This window comes from Pseudomonas azerbaijanoccidentalis, from assembly GCF_019145495.1.
GTDB lineage: Bacteria > Pseudomonadota > Gammaproteobacteria > Pseudomonadales > Pseudomonadaceae > Aquipseudomonas > Aquipseudomonas azerbaijanoccidentalis.
Window position 1 is genome coordinate 100,242 of the sequence record NZ_JAHSTU010000004.1, and the last position, 15,254, is coordinate 115,495.

13 protein-coding genes are annotated in these 15,254 nt (G+C 59.8%); 9 read left to right on the forward strand and 4 right to left on the reverse strand.

Features of this window, described 5'->3' with window-relative positions; all coding sequences use genetic code 11:
• Positions 1 to 65: 65 nt before the first annotated feature.
• Positions 66 to 512 carry a response regulator gene (locus KVG88_RS14635; protein ID WP_150703878.1) on the reverse strand — a complete coding sequence of 149 codons (447 nt, stop codon included), beginning with the start codon at positions 510 to 512 and terminating at the stop codon, positions 66 to 68.
• A gap of 254 nt (positions 513 to 766) precedes the next feature.
• On the opposite strand from KVG88_RS14635, the gene KVG88_RS14640 reads away from it, so the two are divergent.
• The 9 genes from KVG88_RS14640 (at position 767) to KVG88_RS14680 (ending at position 11,365) form a co-directional block, all read left to right on the forward strand.
• On the forward strand, positions 767 to 2,707 hold the full coding sequence (locus KVG88_RS14640; protein WP_217871888.1) for a putative nucleotidyltransferase substrate binding domain-containing protein: 1,941 nt from the start codon (positions 767 to 769) through the stop codon (positions 2,705 to 2,707).
• A complete protein-coding gene (locus KVG88_RS14645; protein ID WP_150703880.1) occupies positions 2,704 to 3,411 on the forward strand; it encodes a 3'-5' exonuclease in 708 nt (235 codons plus the stop codon). Before KVG88_RS14640 ends, KVG88_RS14645 begins: the two co-directional genes overlap by 4 nt.
• Positions 3,412 to 3,619: 208 nt before the next feature.
• Complete coding sequence (locus KVG88_RS14650) at positions 3,620 to 4,138, forward strand: RNA polymerase sigma factor (protein ID WP_217871889.1); 519 nt, start codon at positions 3,620 to 3,622, stop codon at positions 4,136 to 4,138.
• Positions 4,135 to 5,109, forward strand: a complete 975-nt coding sequence (locus KVG88_RS14655) for a FecR domain-containing protein (protein WP_217871890.1) — start codon at positions 4,135 to 4,137, stop codon at positions 5,107 to 5,109. The genes KVG88_RS14650 and KVG88_RS14655 overlap by 4 nt, the downstream gene beginning before the upstream one ends.
• A 145-nt stretch (positions 5,110 to 5,254) precedes the next feature.
• Positions 5,255 to 7,687, forward strand: coding sequence for a TonB-dependent siderophore receptor (locus KVG88_RS14660; protein WP_217871891.1), 2,433 nt, complete (start codon positions 5,255 to 5,257; stop codon positions 7,685 to 7,687).
• A 72-nt stretch (positions 7,688 to 7,759) separates the two neighbouring features.
• Complete coding sequence (locus KVG88_RS14665; RefSeq protein ID WP_150703884.1) at positions 7,760 to 8,890, forward strand: PepSY-associated TM helix domain-containing protein; 1,131 nt, start codon at positions 7,760 to 7,762, stop codon at positions 8,888 to 8,890.
• Positions 8,887 to 9,066: a hypothetical protein gene (locus tag KVG88_RS14670; protein WP_217871892.1), complete on the forward strand. Its 180-nt coding sequence runs from the start codon at positions 8,887 to 8,889 to the stop codon at positions 9,064 to 9,066. Before KVG88_RS14665 ends, KVG88_RS14670 begins: the two co-directional genes overlap by 4 nt.
• 263 nt (positions 9,067 to 9,329) lie before the next feature.
• Positions 9,330 to 10,622: an MFS transporter gene (locus KVG88_RS14675; protein ID WP_217871893.1), complete on the forward strand. Its 1,293-nt coding sequence runs from the start codon at positions 9,330 to 9,332 to the stop codon at positions 10,620 to 10,622.
• 113 nt (positions 10,623 to 10,735) lie between these two features.
• Entirely contained in the window at positions 10,736 to 11,365 is a 630-nt protein-coding gene (locus KVG88_RS14680; protein ID WP_217871894.1) for a glutathione S-transferase, read from the forward strand.
• Positions 11,366 to 11,546: 181 nt separating this feature from the next.
• Here KVG88_RS14680 and creD read toward each other — a convergent pair whose 3' ends face one another.
• The 3 genes from creD to creB form a co-directional block, all read right to left on the reverse strand.
• The gene (creD, locus tag KVG88_RS14685) at positions 11,547 to 12,917 is read right to left on the reverse strand and encodes a cell envelope integrity protein CreD (RefSeq protein WP_217871895.1); all 1,371 of its coding nucleotides are present in this window, start codon (positions 12,915 to 12,917) and stop codon (positions 11,547 to 11,549) included.
• Between the two features lie 160 nt (positions 12,918 to 13,077).
• A complete protein-coding gene (gene creC / locus KVG88_RS14690; protein ID WP_217871896.1) occupies positions 13,078 to 14,505 on the reverse strand; it encodes a two-component system sensor histidine kinase CreC in 1,428 nt (475 codons plus the stop codon).
• Positions 14,505 to 15,185 carry a two-component system response regulator CreB gene (gene creB, locus KVG88_RS14695; protein WP_217871897.1) on the reverse strand — a complete coding sequence of 227 codons (681 nt, stop codon included), beginning with the start codon at positions 15,183 to 15,185 and terminating at the stop codon, positions 14,505 to 14,507. Before creB ends, creC begins: the two co-directional genes overlap by 1 nt.
• Positions 15,186 to 15,254 lie beyond the last annotated feature (69 nt).

Below are 15,254 nucleotides of genomic sequence, written 5' to 3' on the forward strand. Positions count from 1 at the left end.
CAGCTCCTACATGGGATTTGCGTTTCCCTGTAGGAGCTGCCGAAGGCTGCGATCTTTCTGGCGGCTTACAAATCCATCCCCAACTCATGCCTGACCAGCCCCAGCAACTTGCCGGTATCGATAGGCTTGAGCAGAAAATCCACCACGCTCAAATGCATCGCGGCAATGGCGTCTTTTACGTCGGCATCGCCCGAGACAATGATGATTGGCATCGCCGCCCGCACCGACTCGCGGACTTGGCGGATCAGGTCCAGGCCATCGACATGTCCCATTCGCAGATCGGTAATCACCAGGCCGATCGAAGGTTTCTCTTCCAACATTTTGAGTGCAGTTTCGCCACTGGCCGCTGTCATGCAGCGAATACCGTCCAGCGCCAGAATCTCCGACAGTAACTCTCGGGCGTCCTTGTCGTCGTCGACGATCAGCACCCGCTGCGGCGGCAGTTCGGGTTCCTGCATGACAGCACTCAGCGCTTCGCGCTCGGCGTCACTCAAAATATCGTGGTCGGACATGGCGTTCTCTACATGTTCAAGTCAGTTCCCTAGCACAGTGGTGAGACATCGCTAAGCAGACCTTCAATGTGCACTTCGTCGGATATTTTTCCAAGAGGCAAATGGAGAGGTTTTTCTCACGTTTGCGTAAGGGATTTCTGACAATACATCACGTTTACGGCCTACCTAGACTTACGTCCAATGGGCACCCCGGCCGCAGGGGTCGACCATGGTTGAGTCACCCGACAACAACAACTCCAAAAAAGACTGCGGTAATGGTTATGAGTAAAGCGGACGCCTTCACACAGGCAGGGAAAACCGCGGTGTTGCAGAACATCCAGGGCACTTTGCAATTCCTTCAGCGATTCCCGCCTTTCAATCAGATGGAACACGCCCATCTGGCGTACCTGGTTGAGCAATGTCAGCTGCGTTTTTATGCGCCCGGTGAGAGCATCATCAAGCCCACCGATGGCCCGGTTGAACACTTCTACATCGTCAAGCAAGGCCGGGTCGTGGGTGAGCGTCCTCATTCGGCCAAGGGCGGTACGGAAACCACTTTCGAGATCACCACCGGCGAGTGTTTTCCGCTCGCCGCATTGTTGGGTGAACGTGCGACGCGCACGGAACACCTGGCGGCCGAAGACACCTTTTGCCTACAACTGAACAAGCTCGCGTTCATCAAGCTCTTCGCCATTTCCGGCATCTTTCGCGACTTTGCCCTACGCGGCGTAAGCAGCCTGCTGGATCAGGTCAATCAACAGGTCCAGCAAAAAGCCGTGGAAACCCTCGGCACCCAGTACTCGCTCAATACTCGCCTGGGCGAATTGGCCATGCGCCATCCGGTCATGTGCGGTCCGAGCACGCCCCTGCGTGAAGCCGTGACGCTGATGCACGAGCAGCAAGTGGGCAGCATTGTGGTGGTCGATGAACACCAGGCGCCGTTGGGGATTTTCACCCTGCGCGACCTGCGGCACGTGGTGGCCAATGCCGCCGGAGATTTTGCCGAAGCCATCGAACGACACATGACCCCCTCGCCGTTTTACCTGACACCGGACCACAGCGCTTTCGACGCTGCGATTGCCATGACCGAGCGGCATATCGCCCACGTCTGTCTGGTCAAGGATCAACGCCTGTGTGGCGTGGTGTCCGAGCGCGATCTGTTTTCACTGCAACGGGTCGACCTGGTGCACCTGGCGCGGACCATCCGCAATGCGCCGCGCGTGGAGAACCTGGTGGCCATCCGTGGCGAGATCGGCCAACTCGTCGAACGCATGCTTGCCCATGGCGCGTCCTCGACGCAGATCACTCACATCATCACCCTGCTCAACGACCACACCGTGTGCCGGGTGATTGAACTGACTCTCGCCGAGAAGGGTGATCCTGGTGTGGCGTTCAGCTGGCTGTGTTTCGGCAGCGAAGGACGACGCGAGCAAACGCTGCACACCGACCAGGACAACGGCATTCTGTTCGAGGCGCGGGACGCGGCCCATGCCGCCGAGATTCGCGGCAAGTTGCTGCCCATCGCCCATCAGATCAACCTCAGCCTGGCGTTATGTGGCTTCACGCTGTGCAAGGGCAACATCATGGCCGGCAACCCCGAGCTGTGTTTGTCCCGTATTGAATGGGCACGTCGTTTTGCCGCATTTATCCGCGAAGCGACGCCGGAGAATCTGCTGGGTTCGAGCATCTATTTCGACCTGCGCGTGGTCTGGGGCAGCGAGCAAGGGTGCGAGCAGTTGCGTCGCGGGATTCTCGACCAGGTCGCCGACAACCGTTTGTTCCAGCGCATGCTGGCCGAAAACGCGTTGCGCAATCGCCCGCCCGTAGGACGTTTCCGCGAGTTTGTCCTGGCGCGTAAAAATGGCGAGAAAGCCACGCTGGACCTGAAGATCCAGGGCCTGACGCCCTTCGTCGACGGCGCACGGTTACTGGCCCTGGCCCATGGCATCGAAACCAACAACACCCTGGAGCGTTTTCGCCAACTGGTGGACAAAGAGATCATCGAGCCTCTGGACGGTGCGGCGTACGAAGAGGCCTATCACTTCATCCAGCAAACCCGCATGCAACAGCATCAACTGCAAACCCGCGAGAATTTGCCTTACTCCAACCGCGTCGACCCGGACAGCCTGAATCATCTGGACCGGCGAATCCTGCGTGAATCCCTGCGCCAGGCACAACGCCTGCAAAGCAGTCTGGCCCTGCGGTATCAGCTATGAGTCTGTTTTCATGGCTGCGTCCGGCCGGTCCGAGCCTGTCCGGTGAACTGCAACAGCGCCTGCAACATTTGCCTGCGGCGGGCACGTTGAGCGAGTGCAGCCTGCGCGAACAACGCTGGGTGGTGCTCGACCTGGAAACCACTGGGCTGAACCTGAACAAGGATCGGGTGTTGTCCATCGGCGCGGTGGTGATCGAGGACGGCGCGATCGACTTCAGCCAGCAGTTCGAACGCACCCTGCAATGCGCCGACGCCAAACTCGGACCCAGCGTGTTGATTCACGGCCTCGGCCCCAGCGCCATCGCCGCCGGCAGCGATCCGGCCCAGGCGCTGCTCGATTTCATGGAGTTCGTCGGCGACAGTCCGTTGCTGGCCTTTCATGCGCCCTTCGATCAGCACATGCTCGGCCGCGCACTGAAAGAGCATCTGGGCTACAAGTTGCAGCACAGCTTTATGGATGTGGCGGACATTGCCCCGCTGGTCTGTCCACAAGCGCACATTCGCGAGGCCGGGTTGGACGAGTGGATCGACTGGTTCAAGCTGGAAGTGTTCGAGCGCCATAACGCCAGTGCCGATGCATTGGCCACGGCCGAACTGGCGTTGATCCTGTTCAGCCGAGCCCGACAGCAGCAGATTCACAGCCCGCTGAATTTGCAGCAGCGGTTGAATCAGTGGAAGCGGCGCCAGCAGACGCCTTCCTTCTAATAGCGATGATGCCTACGTAGGAGCTGCCGAAGGCTGCGATCTTTGGATCTTGAAAACCAAAGTCAAAAGATCGCAGCCTTCGGCAGCTCCTACAGGGTTTTGTGCCAAGTCAAAACACCCGACCAACGCCAATTGCTTTACCTCCCTCGCCTCTGACACAATCGCGAACTATTCTCGTTAGTTAACACTTCCCAAACGGTGATGCTGCGTGTCGTCAGTCCCAAGCCCTCAAAGTGAGCTCGTCGGTGCGCTTTATCGCGACCATCGCGGTTGGCTATTGAATTGGCTACGTCGCAACGTCGCTTGCCCGCAGCGGGCCGAGGACTTGAGCCAGGACACGTTCGTGCGCTTGCTGGGCCGTGAAGAACTCAAGGAGCCGCGCGAGCCCCGGGCCTTTCTGGTGGCGATTGCCAAGGGCCTGCTGTTTGATTACTTCCGCCGCGCTGCGCTTGAACAGGCTTACCTCACCGAACTGATGCTGCTTCCCGAAGCCGAGCAACCGTCGGTGGAAGAACAGCAAATGATCCTCGAAGATCTGAAAAACATCGACCGCCTGCTCGGCAAGCTCTCAAGCAAAGCGCGGGCGGCGTTTCTCTACAACCGTCTCGATGGCCTTGGCCACGCGGAAATTGCCGAACAGCTCGGTGTATCGGTGCCGCGCGTGCGCCAGTACCTGGCCCAAGGCGTCCGCCAGTGCTACATCGCGTTGTACGGTGAGCCGACATGAGTCCGCTCAGTTCCAAGCCGGTGTCGGCACAAGTGCTCGACGCCGCCATTGCCTGGCAATTGTCGCTCGACTCCGGCAACCCGGTGGAGCGCGAAGAGTTCGCCAAATGGCACGCGGCCCACGAAGAGCACGCCCGCGCCTGGCGTCAGCTGGGCATGCTCGACCAACGCTTCAGCGTCGCCAGCGGCCCGGCCCGTACAGCCTTGCTGCAATCGCGAGAAAGCATTCGTCGCCGAGTGCGCAAGCTCGGCAGCGGCGTGGCCAGCGTCGTTGCGGTGCTCGGCTTGGCGCTGTTTGCCGGTGAGCGTTACCTGCCGGTCGACTACTGGTTGGCCGACCAACGCACTGCCACTGGCGAACAGCGCAGCATTCGACTGGCCGACGGCACGTTGATCAACCTCAACACCCACAGCGCGGTGGACGTGCGCTTCGATGCAAAGCAGCGCCTGGTGATCCTGCAGGAAGGGGAAATTCTCGTCGAAACCGGTCATGGCGATGCCCGGCCCTTTATCGTCGAAACTCGCGAAGGCAGCATGCGGGCCTTGGGTACGCGTTTCCTGGTCAAGCGCGAAGAAGAAGGTACGCGTCTGAGCGTTTTGAAATCGGCGGTGGCGGCCCATCCGCAATCGAACACCGACGAACAGATTCTGAGTGAAGGCCAGCAAGTGCTGATCCGCAATGACGGCCTGGGGCCGGTGGCGGCGCTCAATCTCGGCGCGGATGCCTGGACCCGCGGCATGCTGGTGGTGGACAACGCGCGGCTGGAGGATCTGGTGCACGAACTCGGGCGCTATCGGCGCGGGCATCTGGGCGTGGCACCGCAAGTGGCGGACCTGCGGATCACCGGCAGTTTCCCGTTGCATGACACCGACCTGGCCCTGAATGCGCTGCTTCCGACTTTGCCGGTGCAGATTGAACAGCACACCCAATGGTGGGTAACGGTGGCGGCCAAGAGCGATGCCAAGCCCTGACGCGGTGTCGAGTGTCTGCTCGCGATCAGGCTTCAACCTCGCTACGAATTGCTGAATCTAAATTATTTTCATCCAGCCCTATCACTTTTCGAGTTTCGTTCGGCACCTAGGCAATTGAGAAGTATTCCCTTTCAGGAGCCGCTGTATGTCCCGTTCGCTAGACACCTTGTTGCGCCCCAGTTTGCTGGCGGTTGCCATTGCTCTTTGCACCCCTTTGGCCAGCAGCCAACTGATCGCCGCTGAACAGGCATCCAGCGTTCGCGCTTACAACCTGCCGGCCGCGCCATTGGCCAGCACCTTGAACCAGATCGCCAGCCAGGCCGGCATCGCGCTGTCGCTGAACCCATCGTTGGCTGCGGGCAAGACCTCGGCCCCGGTCAACGGCCAGTTCGATGCCGACAGCGCTTTGCGTGAAGCGTTGCGGGGGACTGGGTTGCAACTGGAACAAAGCGCTACCGGCAGCTACACCTTGGTGGCGGTGCCTGAAGGCGCTATGGCTTTGCCAGCAACCAGCGTGATTGGCGTGGAAGCAGACCCTGAAAGCGCCTGGGGCCCGGTGCAAGGCTATCTGGCCAAACGCACCGCAGCCGGCACCAAGACCGATACCGCGCTGGTTGAAGTACCCCGTTCGATTTCCGTGGCAACCCGAGAGCAGATGGACGACCGCAACGTGCACAGCCTCGACGATGCCGTGCGCTACATGCCCGGCATCACTGCCAGCAGCTATGGCAGCGACACCCGCGCCGACTGGTTGCGCGTGCGTGGCTTTGAACCCACCCAGTTCCTCGATGGCCTGCCACTGCCAAAAGGTGTGTACGCCAACCCGAAACAGGAAACCTGGAACCTCGACCGCCTTGCACTGCTGCGCGGTCCGGCCTCATCGATCTATGGCCAGACCCCACCGGGTGGCCTGCTGGACATGGTCAGCCGCCGTCCCAGCGCTGAGTCGAGCAACGAAATCCAACTGCAATACGGCAGCGACAATCATCGTCAGATCAACTTCGCCAGCACCGGCAAGATCGACGATGAAGGCCAGTTCCTCTATGGCCTGAGTGGCGTAGTGCGCGACAGCGGCACCCAGATCGACCACGTCGACAACAAGCGCTACAACATCGCGCCAAGCCTGACCTGGAACATCGACGAAGACACCAAATTCACCCTGCTCACGCAATTCACCCGTGATGATACCGGCATCACCAGCCAGTTCCTGCCGGTCCAGGGCACCAAGATCAACATGCCGTTCGGCGATGTTTCCCACCACAAGAACCTGGGCGATCCGGACTGGGAATACTACGACCGCACCTATTACGCACTGGGCTATGCGTTCGAACATCGCCTCAACGATGTCTGGCAGTTCCGTCAGAACCTGCGCTACACCAAGTCTGATTTGTCCTTTCAGGGCATCACCGTCGGCGCCTACCCGTTCACCCAAGTCGACAACGACGGCAACGTTGGCCGCTCGACCACCAGCGTCGACGAAGACATCAGCCAGTTCGCCGTGGACAACAACTTCCAGGCCGACTTCGCCACCGGCGATGTCAGTCACACCCTGCTGCTCGGTCTCGATCATCAACGCAGCAACACCAACTACACCTCGATCTTCGGCAGTGCCCCAGCGACCAACGTGAACAACCCGGTGCGGGGCGTGGAAATCGTGCGCCCACCACGCTCCAGTGCGTTCTACGACTACGATCAGAAAACCTATCAGACCGGCCTCTACGTCCAGGACCAGATGGCCCTCGACCAATGGCGCCTGACACTCGGCGGGCGTGAGGACTGGGTCCACACCAGCACCAAATTCTTCAACAAGGGTGATGCGACCAACACTGAGCGCGACAGCAACTTCAGCGGTAACGCAGCGATCAGTTACGTGTTCGACAACGGTTTCGTGCCGTACCTGTCGTACGCCGAGTCGTTCCAGCCAACCAGCAACGCCACCGCCTCGCCAACCGATTCGTTCAAACCGACCGAAGGCGAGCAATGGGAACTGGGTATCAAGTACCAGCCTCCGGGCAGCGATACCTTGCTGACCGCGGCGATCTACAACCTGACCCAGAAAAACGTCTCGGTCACCACCACCAACTCGGACAACGTTTCGATCACCAGCCAGACCGGTGAAGTGAAAGTCAAAGGCCTGGAGTTGGAAGCGGTTTCCGACGTGACCGAGAACCTCAAGGTCATCGCCGCGTACACCCTGGCCAAATCTGAAGTTCAAGACGGCGCCTTCAAGGGCAATCGCCTGCAACTGATGCCTAACCAGCAAGCATCGCTGTGGACCGATTACACTTGGCACAACGGCGTTCTCGACGGTTTCGGTATCGGCGGCGGTGTTCGCTATACCGGCAATACTTACGGCGACCAGGCCAACACCGAACTGGGCAAGGCCGACGCCTATACCGTGTTCGACGCGGCTGTTCACTACGACCTCGGCCGTCTGGACAACAGCTTGAAAGGTGCCTCGCTGGCGCTGAATGCGACCAACCTGTTCGACAAGGACTACATCTCGACTTGCGACAGTTTCTACTGCTACTACGGCGACCAGCGCAGTGTCGTCGCCAGCGCCACTTACAAGTGGTAAAGGCTTGACCACACATGCCCTATGACCAGGCCGTCCTTCGTGGGCGGCTTTGGTTTTTCTGAAGGCTATGAAATGAAAAGTAAAACAATTCGCCGCTGGTCCTTCGTCCACACCTGGTCCAGCCTGATCTGCACCGTGTTTCTGCTGATGCTGGCATTGACCGGCCTGCCGTTGATCTTCCACCACGAGATCGACCACCTGCTAGGCGATGCCGCCGAGTTGAAGGTCATGCCGGCGGACACCCCGCAGCTGAATTTGCAGCAACTTGTACAAGCGGCTGAAAAACATCGGCCCGGTGAAGTCATGCAGTACTTCGGCTTCGAGGAAGACGAGCCCAATGCCGCCATCGCCATCATGGCGGCCACGGCGGGCACCGAGCCGAACTCGTCACACACCTTCATGCTCGACGCCCGCACCGGCGAAGCGCTGGAGATGCCATCGGCCAATGGCGGCTTCATGATGATCATGTTGCGCCTGCACGTGGACATGTTTGCGGGGTTGCCAGGCAAGTTGTTGCTGGCGTTCATGGGTTTGCTGTTCGTGGTCGCGATTGTGTCGGGCACGGTGCTGTACCTGCCGTTCATGCGTCGCTTGAAATTCGCCACGGTGCGCCAGGACAAATCCACTCGCCTGCGCTGGCTCGACCTGCATAACCTGATCGGCGTGGTGACGTTGACCTGGGCGTTGGTGGTGGGCGTGACCGGCGTGATCAGCGCTTGTGCCGACCTGCTGATCGCCGCGTGGCGTAACGACAGCCTGAGCGCGATGGTCGCGCCATACCGCGACGCGCCGCCGCTGACGCAATTGGCACCGGCCACGCGGCTGCTCGACATCGCCAAAGAGGCCGCGCCGGGCATGCAGCCCGACTTCATCGCCTTCCCCGGCACGCGGTTCTCCAGCGAGCACCATTACGCGGTGTTCATGAAAGGCAGCACGCATTTGACTTCGCACCTGCTGACGCCCGTGTTGATCGACGCCAGCACCCTGCAAGTCACCGCCGTGGCCGAACGTCCGTGGTACATGGACGCCATGGGCATGTCGCAGCCGCTGCACTTCGGTGACTACGGCGGTATGCCGATGCAAATTCTGTGGGCGACGCTGGATGTGCTGACCATCATCGTCCTCGGCAGCGGGGTTTACCTTTGGGTGGTGCGGCGCAAGGCCGCCAAACCGGTGCTGGAAAAAGCGGAGCGCGTGGCATGAAGCCTCGGCAGTCAAGTTTCTGGAAGGTGTTTGCCGCGCCCACCGTTATTGCTTTGCTCAGCGCGACAGGGTTGTTTGCCGCGTTGCTGGGCGATGGCTTCTGGGACTCCCTCAGTTGGCTGGGTCTGGGCGTCCCGGCACTTCTTGGCCTGCGCGGCCTCCTACAACGCCGCTGACACCTGTAGGAGCTGCCGAAGGCTGCGATCTTTTGACTCTGGGTTTTCAAATCAAAAGATCGCAGCCTTCGGCAGCTCCTACAGGGTTATCAAAACTCGACGTCATACGACGACCCAACCTCCCCTCCCGTCGATTCACCTCGCAAATTCTCTGACATATTTGTTGACACTTTAACCCTTGCACTTCTATAAAGGCGTACGTTGTACGACAACTTACAACAACGGCAGCACCCACAATAAATCCAAAAAAAGACGGTGAAGTGATGAAAGTCAAAGGTATCCGCTGGTGGATGGTCGGCCTGGTGACGGCCGGCCTGATGGTCAACTACCTGGCTCGCAATACCCTCTCGGTGGCCGCTCCCACCCTGATGAGCGAAATGAACATCAGCACCGAGCAGTATTCGCACATCGTCGTCGCGTGGCAGATTTGCTACGCGCTGATGCAACCGGTGGCGGGCTACATCATCGATGCCATCGGCACCAAAATGGGCTTCGCGATTTTTGCCTTTGCCTGGTCGGTTGCCTGCGCAATGGCGGCCATGGCCAGCGGCTGGCAAGGGCTGGCATTTTTCCGGGGCCTGCTCGGGCTGACGGAGGCGGCGGGCTTGCCGGCCGCGGTCAAGACGTCCACCGAATGGTTCCCGGCCAAAGAGCGCTCGGTGGCCATCGGCTGGTTCAACATCGGTTCGTCGATTGGTGCCGTGCTCGCACCGCCACTGGTGGTCTGGGCGATTTTGCACAGCGGCTGGGAACTGGCGTTCCTGATCGTTGGCGGTCTGGGTGTGGCCTGGACGTTCTTGTGGATGGTGCTCTACAAACACCCGCGCAATCAAAAGCTGCTGGGTGATGAAGAGCGCGAGTACATCCTCAGCGGCCAGGAAGATCACTTCAAAGACCCGGCTACCAAGAAAGGCAGCTGGAAGAAAATCATCGGCAGCCGCAACTTCTACGCCATCGCCAGCGCGCGGATTCTCTCCGAGCCGGCCTGGCAGACGTTCAATGCGTGGATTCCGCTGTACCTGATGACCGAGCGGCACATGAACATCAAAGAGATCGCGATGTTTGCATGGTTGCCGTTCCTCGCTGCTGACCTGGGCTGCGTGCTCGGCGGTTATCTGAGCCCGTTCTTCCACAAGTACTGCAAGGTCTCGCTGTTCACCTCGCGCAAAATGGTCCTGCTGTTCGGCGCGTCCTGCATGATCGGCCCTGCCTGCATCGGCTTGGTCGCCAGCCCGTACACCGCGATTGCGCTGCTGTGCATTGGCGGCTTCGCCCACCAGACCTTGTCCGGCGCGCTGTATGCGATCACCTCGGACTCGTTCGGTAAAAACGAAGTGGCCACCGCCACCGGCATGGGCGGCATGTTCGGTTACCTCGGCGCCGCAGCATTTACTTTAGTGTTTGGCGTGATGGTGACCAAGATCGGCTACAGCCCGCTGTTCGTGGTGCTGGCGATCTTCGACATCATCGCCGCGTTCATCGTCTGGACGGTTGCCCGTGAGCTCAAACCTCAACAGGCCGGCCCAAATCTACAAGCTGCAGTTCCAGCCAGCTAAACCACAATCCCTGTAGGAGCGAGCAGGCTCACTCCTACAGGGGAGTTTGTGGTGTTGAGCTATCGGCTCAACACGCTATGCTGCCCGACATTGCCACCGATCGAGACGTTGCCATGTCCGCCCCGAGCATGACCCTGTTCCACAACACCCTTTCACCCTTCGTTCGTAAAGTCATGGTGCTGCTGCACGAAACCGGTCAACTGGACCGCGTAGCCCTGCAGAACTGCGTGCTCACTCCGGTCGACCCGGACCTGACGCTGATCGACGACAACCCCCTGAGCAAAATCCCCGCCCTGCGCCTGGCCGACGGCAACGTCATTCACGACAGCCGGGTGATCCTCGATTACCTCGACCACCAGCACGTCGGCAACCCACTGATCCCCCGCGAAGGTTCGGCCCGCTGGCGGCGCCTGACCCTGGCCTCGCTGGCCGACGGCATCATGGACGCGGCCGTATTGGTGCGCTACGAAGTCGTCCTGCGCGCTCCGGAAAAACACTGGGATGCGTACCTCGACGGCCAGCGCGACAAAATCCGTCGCGCCCTGGCGTTGCTGGAAAAAGACGCCATCGCCGAGCTGACCAGCCACTTTGACGTGGCCGCGATCAGCGTGGCGTGTGCCTTGGGTTACGTGGACTTGCGCCATCCGGACCTGGACTGGCGCACGGCAAACCCGCAATTGGCGGCGTGGTATTTCGAGGTGAGCCAGCGGCCATCGATGATTGCGACGATGCCCAAGGTTTAAATTTTCGCGGATTGTCCCGGCCTTATCGCGAGCAGGCTCGCTCCCACTTTTGACTGCGATCTCATGTGGGAGGGAGCTTGCTCGCGATGGCACCACAACGAATCTAACGGAAACAATCCGGCAATCAGCATCGCCAATACCCTTCCCTCCCGCTGGTCTTCGCGCAACCCCAGCGACCGGCTCATTGCACCGCTCCAATATCAAACTCCAATGGCTTGGCCGCTTTCTGCCCCACCCCATACCAATCGAGTTTTCGCGTCAGCACCATGAACACGCCGAGCAACCCGAACAGCAGCAGCGAGCCCATCAACAGCGCGTAATCCTCAGCACTCAACAAGCCATAAAGCAGCCCATACAACGCCGCCAATCCCGCCGAAAAACTCAGCCCGTGTCGCACGCTGCGCAGCACGTGACAAACGTAAAACCCGATCAACAACACGCAACCGCTGGCCGACAACAGATACGCCAAGGCAAAGCCGATGTGCTCGGACAACGACAACAACAGCAAATAGAAGAACGCCAGCGCCACCCCCACCAACGCGTACTGCACCGGGTGCACCGCGAGGCTTTTCAGCACTTCAAAAAGGAAGAAACCAGCGAAGGTCAGGACGATGAACAGCAACGCGTATTTGATCGCCCGATCACTTTTCAAATACTGATCCACCGGATCGATAAAGCTCACGCCGAAACTGCGACTGCTCAGCGATTCGCAACCGCCACGGGAGACGCAGCTGTTCAAAATTTCTTGCAGGTTGGTGGAGAAAAACGATGTCTGCCAGTTGGCGGTGAAACCCTGATCGGTGATTTCGCGCTGCGCGGGCAAGTAGTTGCCGATGAAGCTCGGATGCGGCCAGTTGGCACTCAGCGAAACCTTGCTGGTCTTGCCCACCGGCAAGATCTGTAATTGGCCGGTGCCTTGCAGTTTCAAGTCGAAACCGAAGGCCAGTTCAGTGACTTGCTTCGGGTCCACTACCGGCAGGATCACGTGGACGCCCTCGCCCAACCAGCCAACCTGACTGCCGGGAACGAAGTCCAGGCTCTGGCCGTTGAGTTCGAGTTTCAACGCGTTTTCGATGCCGCGAATGTCGCTGATACCGACGGCCAAAAACGGCTGGTCGAATTGGTAATCGGCGAAGTCTTCCTTGATGCCCAGTTGGGCTGGCAGTGAAAAATGCCCGCTGATGCGGTTGTCGGCATGGAACAATCGCGCCTGATAGATGCCCCGCGAGCGCAATTCCGTCTGCACGGCGCCGTCGAGTTCGAAGCGCTCCGGCAGAAAGTACAGGCGCCCGCGCTCCTCGCCGATTTCCTGATATCGCTTGTTGGTTTTTTCGTGGGTTTTCCAGGTGCGCACGACTTTACGATACGGCACCACCATCAGCGGCCCACTCAATTGCTGGCTGTAACTGGAACTGCGGGCGATGTCTTCGAGCACGCCGTCGCGCAGTTGCTGCCGGTCCTGGATTACCCCGTTGATCATCAGCAACGGGATCAGCAACAACAGAATCAGCAGGGCGATCGCCCCTAGTTTGAGGGTAAGGCTGCGGTTCATGGGACTCTCCCTGTTTTCGATGGGGAAAGTCTGATGGGGCCGTGTGGGGGATTTGTGGAGAGAATGTGGAGAGTGTGTGGAGTTCGGAAAAGATCGCAGCCTTCGGCAGCGCCTACTGGGATCGATGTGCACCTGTAGGAGCTGCCGAAGGCTGCGATCTTTAGCGCATTGAAGGCAAACGCAAACTGACCTGCACACCGCCAACTACATTACCGACCGTAAGACTCCCACCATGCAACTTGACCACTTCCTCAACAAAATTAAGCCCAAGCCCAGTGCTTTTGCGCCCACTGTCAGGGCGAGGCAAAGAGTAGAAACGTTCGCTCAAACGCGGCAATGCATAGTCGGGAATCGGCTCGGCCTGGTTGAACAGTTTGAACTCGACTTGCTCACCGATCCGCTCAGCGGTGAAACGCAGCACGCCTTGAACCGGCGTGAAATCCAGCGCGTTGTCCAGCAGATTGCCCAGCGCCTGACGCAACAGAAACGGTTCGCCGATCAACGCCAGTTCCGATGCAATTGTTTGCTCTACCCGCAACTGTTTGCCTTCGATCCGCGCCGTTTGTGCGTTCAACAGGCCGTCCACCAAAACCGCCAATGGCACCGCTACCCGCTCCTCCAGCCCTTGGCGCTGCTCGACCTGTGCCAGATTCAGCAGCCGCTCGATCAACTGCTGCATGCGCGCACTTTCGCTGTCGATGTTGCCGACAAACCGCTGCCGCTGCGCCAACGGCATTTCGCTTTGCAGCAACTCCGCCGCACCGCGAATCGCCGCCAACGGACTTTTCAGTTCATGGGTCAAGGTGTGCACGTAACGCTCGACGTAGGCCTTGCCTTCAAGCTGCGTGCGCATCTGTTCCACCGCCGTCGCCAATTGCTCCAGCTCGCCGCCACGGTAATGCGGCACTTCGACCCGTCGGCCCTCGCTCACGGCTTGTGCATAAGCGGTCAACCGTCGCAATGCCCGGCTCAACCACCACGACAACAGTGCGCCGAACAATAAGCCAAGGCCGATCAGCCCGGCGCCGTATGCGAGCAACCGGCGTTCCGTGCGATCCACATAAGGCTGCAACGAGCTGTTGGGCTTGGCCACGGTCACCACGCCGATGATTCGCCCGTTGTCGCGAATCGGCGCGCCGACGTGCATCACTGAGGACGTCGCGTCGTCGGGATCACTGCGTGTCGAACGCGCGCCATATTCGCCGCGCAAGGTCAGGTAAACGTCGTTCCAGCGCGAATAATCCTGCCCCACCGCTGCGTTGCTGGAGTCCAGCACCACCACGCCTTTGGCATCGGTGACATAGATGCGGTGGTTGACCTGATTCTTCGGCAAGCCCCAGATGTTCGCCGCCGGTTGTCGCTCACCGTAGGCCCGGAGCAGTTCGGGCCAGCGGTTCTGATTCAGGGTGCCAGCCTTGAAATCATCACGCAGGATTTCCGCCATCAGGTTGGCGGTGTCGACCAGGGTTTCCTCGGTGGACTGACGCACGCCCGGGCGAATTTCTTCCATCACCGTGTTGAGCACGAAGTAGCCGGTCAGACCGATGAACAGCACGTAGACCAGAAAAATCCGTATCCCCAACGGCATCAGCTGTGTCCCGGGCTGTAGCTGTAACCAAGGCCGCGATGGGTCTGGATTGGCTCGGCGTCGGCCTTCACCCGTCGCAACTTGGCGCGTACGCTCTTGATGTGGCTGTCGACGCTGCGCTCGTACCCGGCATCGGCGGCCACGCCCAGCGCGTCGAGTAACTGTTCGCGGCTGAAGACGCGTTCGGGCTGATCGAGCAAACATTGCAACAAGCGGAATTCGTGACGGGTCAGGCTCAGCGGCTCGCCGCGATAGCTGATTTGCACTCTTTCATTGTCGATGCGAAACAGCGCAGACGCCGGCTCGACGACAGCCCGCGGCACCATGCGTTTGAGAATCGCCCGGACCCGCGCTGCTACTTCACGAGGGCTGAAGGGCTTGACCACGTAATCATCGGCACCGATCTCCAGGCCCACCACACGATCGATTTCGCCATCCCGCGCACTGAGGAACATCACCGGTACTTCGCTGAAACGCCGCAACTGCTTGCAGGTTTCAAAGCCGCTGATATCCGGCAGACCGATGTCCAGGATGATCAGGTCCGCCGGGGTCTGCCGCTGATGCTCCAGCGCCGCCGCGCCGAGGGTCAGCCACGTGGTGGTGAAGCCCTCGCCCTGCAAAGCGAAAATCAGGGTGTCGGCAATCGCCGCTTCGTCTTCGACAATCAGGATATGAGGCATGGCGTCCGGGCGTGGGGGTTGAGTGGGCGAACGGTGACTCAAGGGAGAATCGGCGTCAATCCAGCTGAG

Excerpts from the sequence above, each read along its gene's own strand:
- KVG88_RS14660 (WP_217871891.1), top strand. The coding sequence starts at position 5,255 with ATGTCCCGTTCGCTAGACACCTTGTTGCGCCCCAGTTTGCTGGCGGTT.
- creB (WP_217871897.1), bottom strand. The coding sequence starts at position 15,185 with ATGCCTCATATCCTGATTGTCGAAGACGAAGCGGCGATTGCCGACACC.
- KVG88_RS14675 (WP_217871893.1), top strand. The coding sequence starts at position 9,330 with ATGAAAGTCAAAGGTATCCGCTGGTGGATGGTCGGCCTGGTGACGGCC.
- KVG88_RS14670 (WP_217871892.1), top strand. The coding sequence starts at position 8,887 with ATGAAGCCTCGGCAGTCAAGTTTCTGGAAGGTGTTTGCCGCGCCCACC.
- creD (WP_217871895.1), bottom strand. The coding sequence starts at position 12,917 with ATGAACCGCAGCCTTACCCTCAAACTAGGGGCGATCGCCCTGCTGATT.
- KVG88_RS14645 (WP_150703880.1), top strand. The coding sequence starts at position 2,704 with ATGAGTCTGTTTTCATGGCTGCGTCCGGCCGGTCCGAGCCTGTCCGGT.
- KVG88_RS14640 (WP_217871888.1), top strand. The coding sequence starts at position 767 with ATGGTTATGAGTAAAGCGGACGCCTTCACACAGGCAGGGAAAACCGCG.
- KVG88_RS14635 (WP_150703878.1), bottom strand. The coding sequence starts at position 512 with ATGTCCGACCACGATATTTTGAGTGACGCCGAGCGCGAAGCGCTGAGT.
- KVG88_RS14680 (WP_217871894.1), top strand. The coding sequence starts at position 10,736 with ATGTCCGCCCCGAGCATGACCCTGTTCCACAACACCCTTTCACCCTTC.
- KVG88_RS14665 (WP_150703884.1), top strand. The coding sequence starts at position 7,760 with ATGAAAAGTAAAACAATTCGCCGCTGGTCCTTCGTCCACACCTGGTCC.
- KVG88_RS14655 (WP_217871890.1), top strand. The coding sequence starts at position 4,135 with ATGAGTCCGCTCAGTTCCAAGCCGGTGTCGGCACAAGTGCTCGACGCC.
- creC (WP_217871896.1), bottom strand. The coding sequence starts at position 14,505 with ATGCCGTTGGGGATACGGATTTTTCTGGTCTACGTGCTGTTCATCGGT.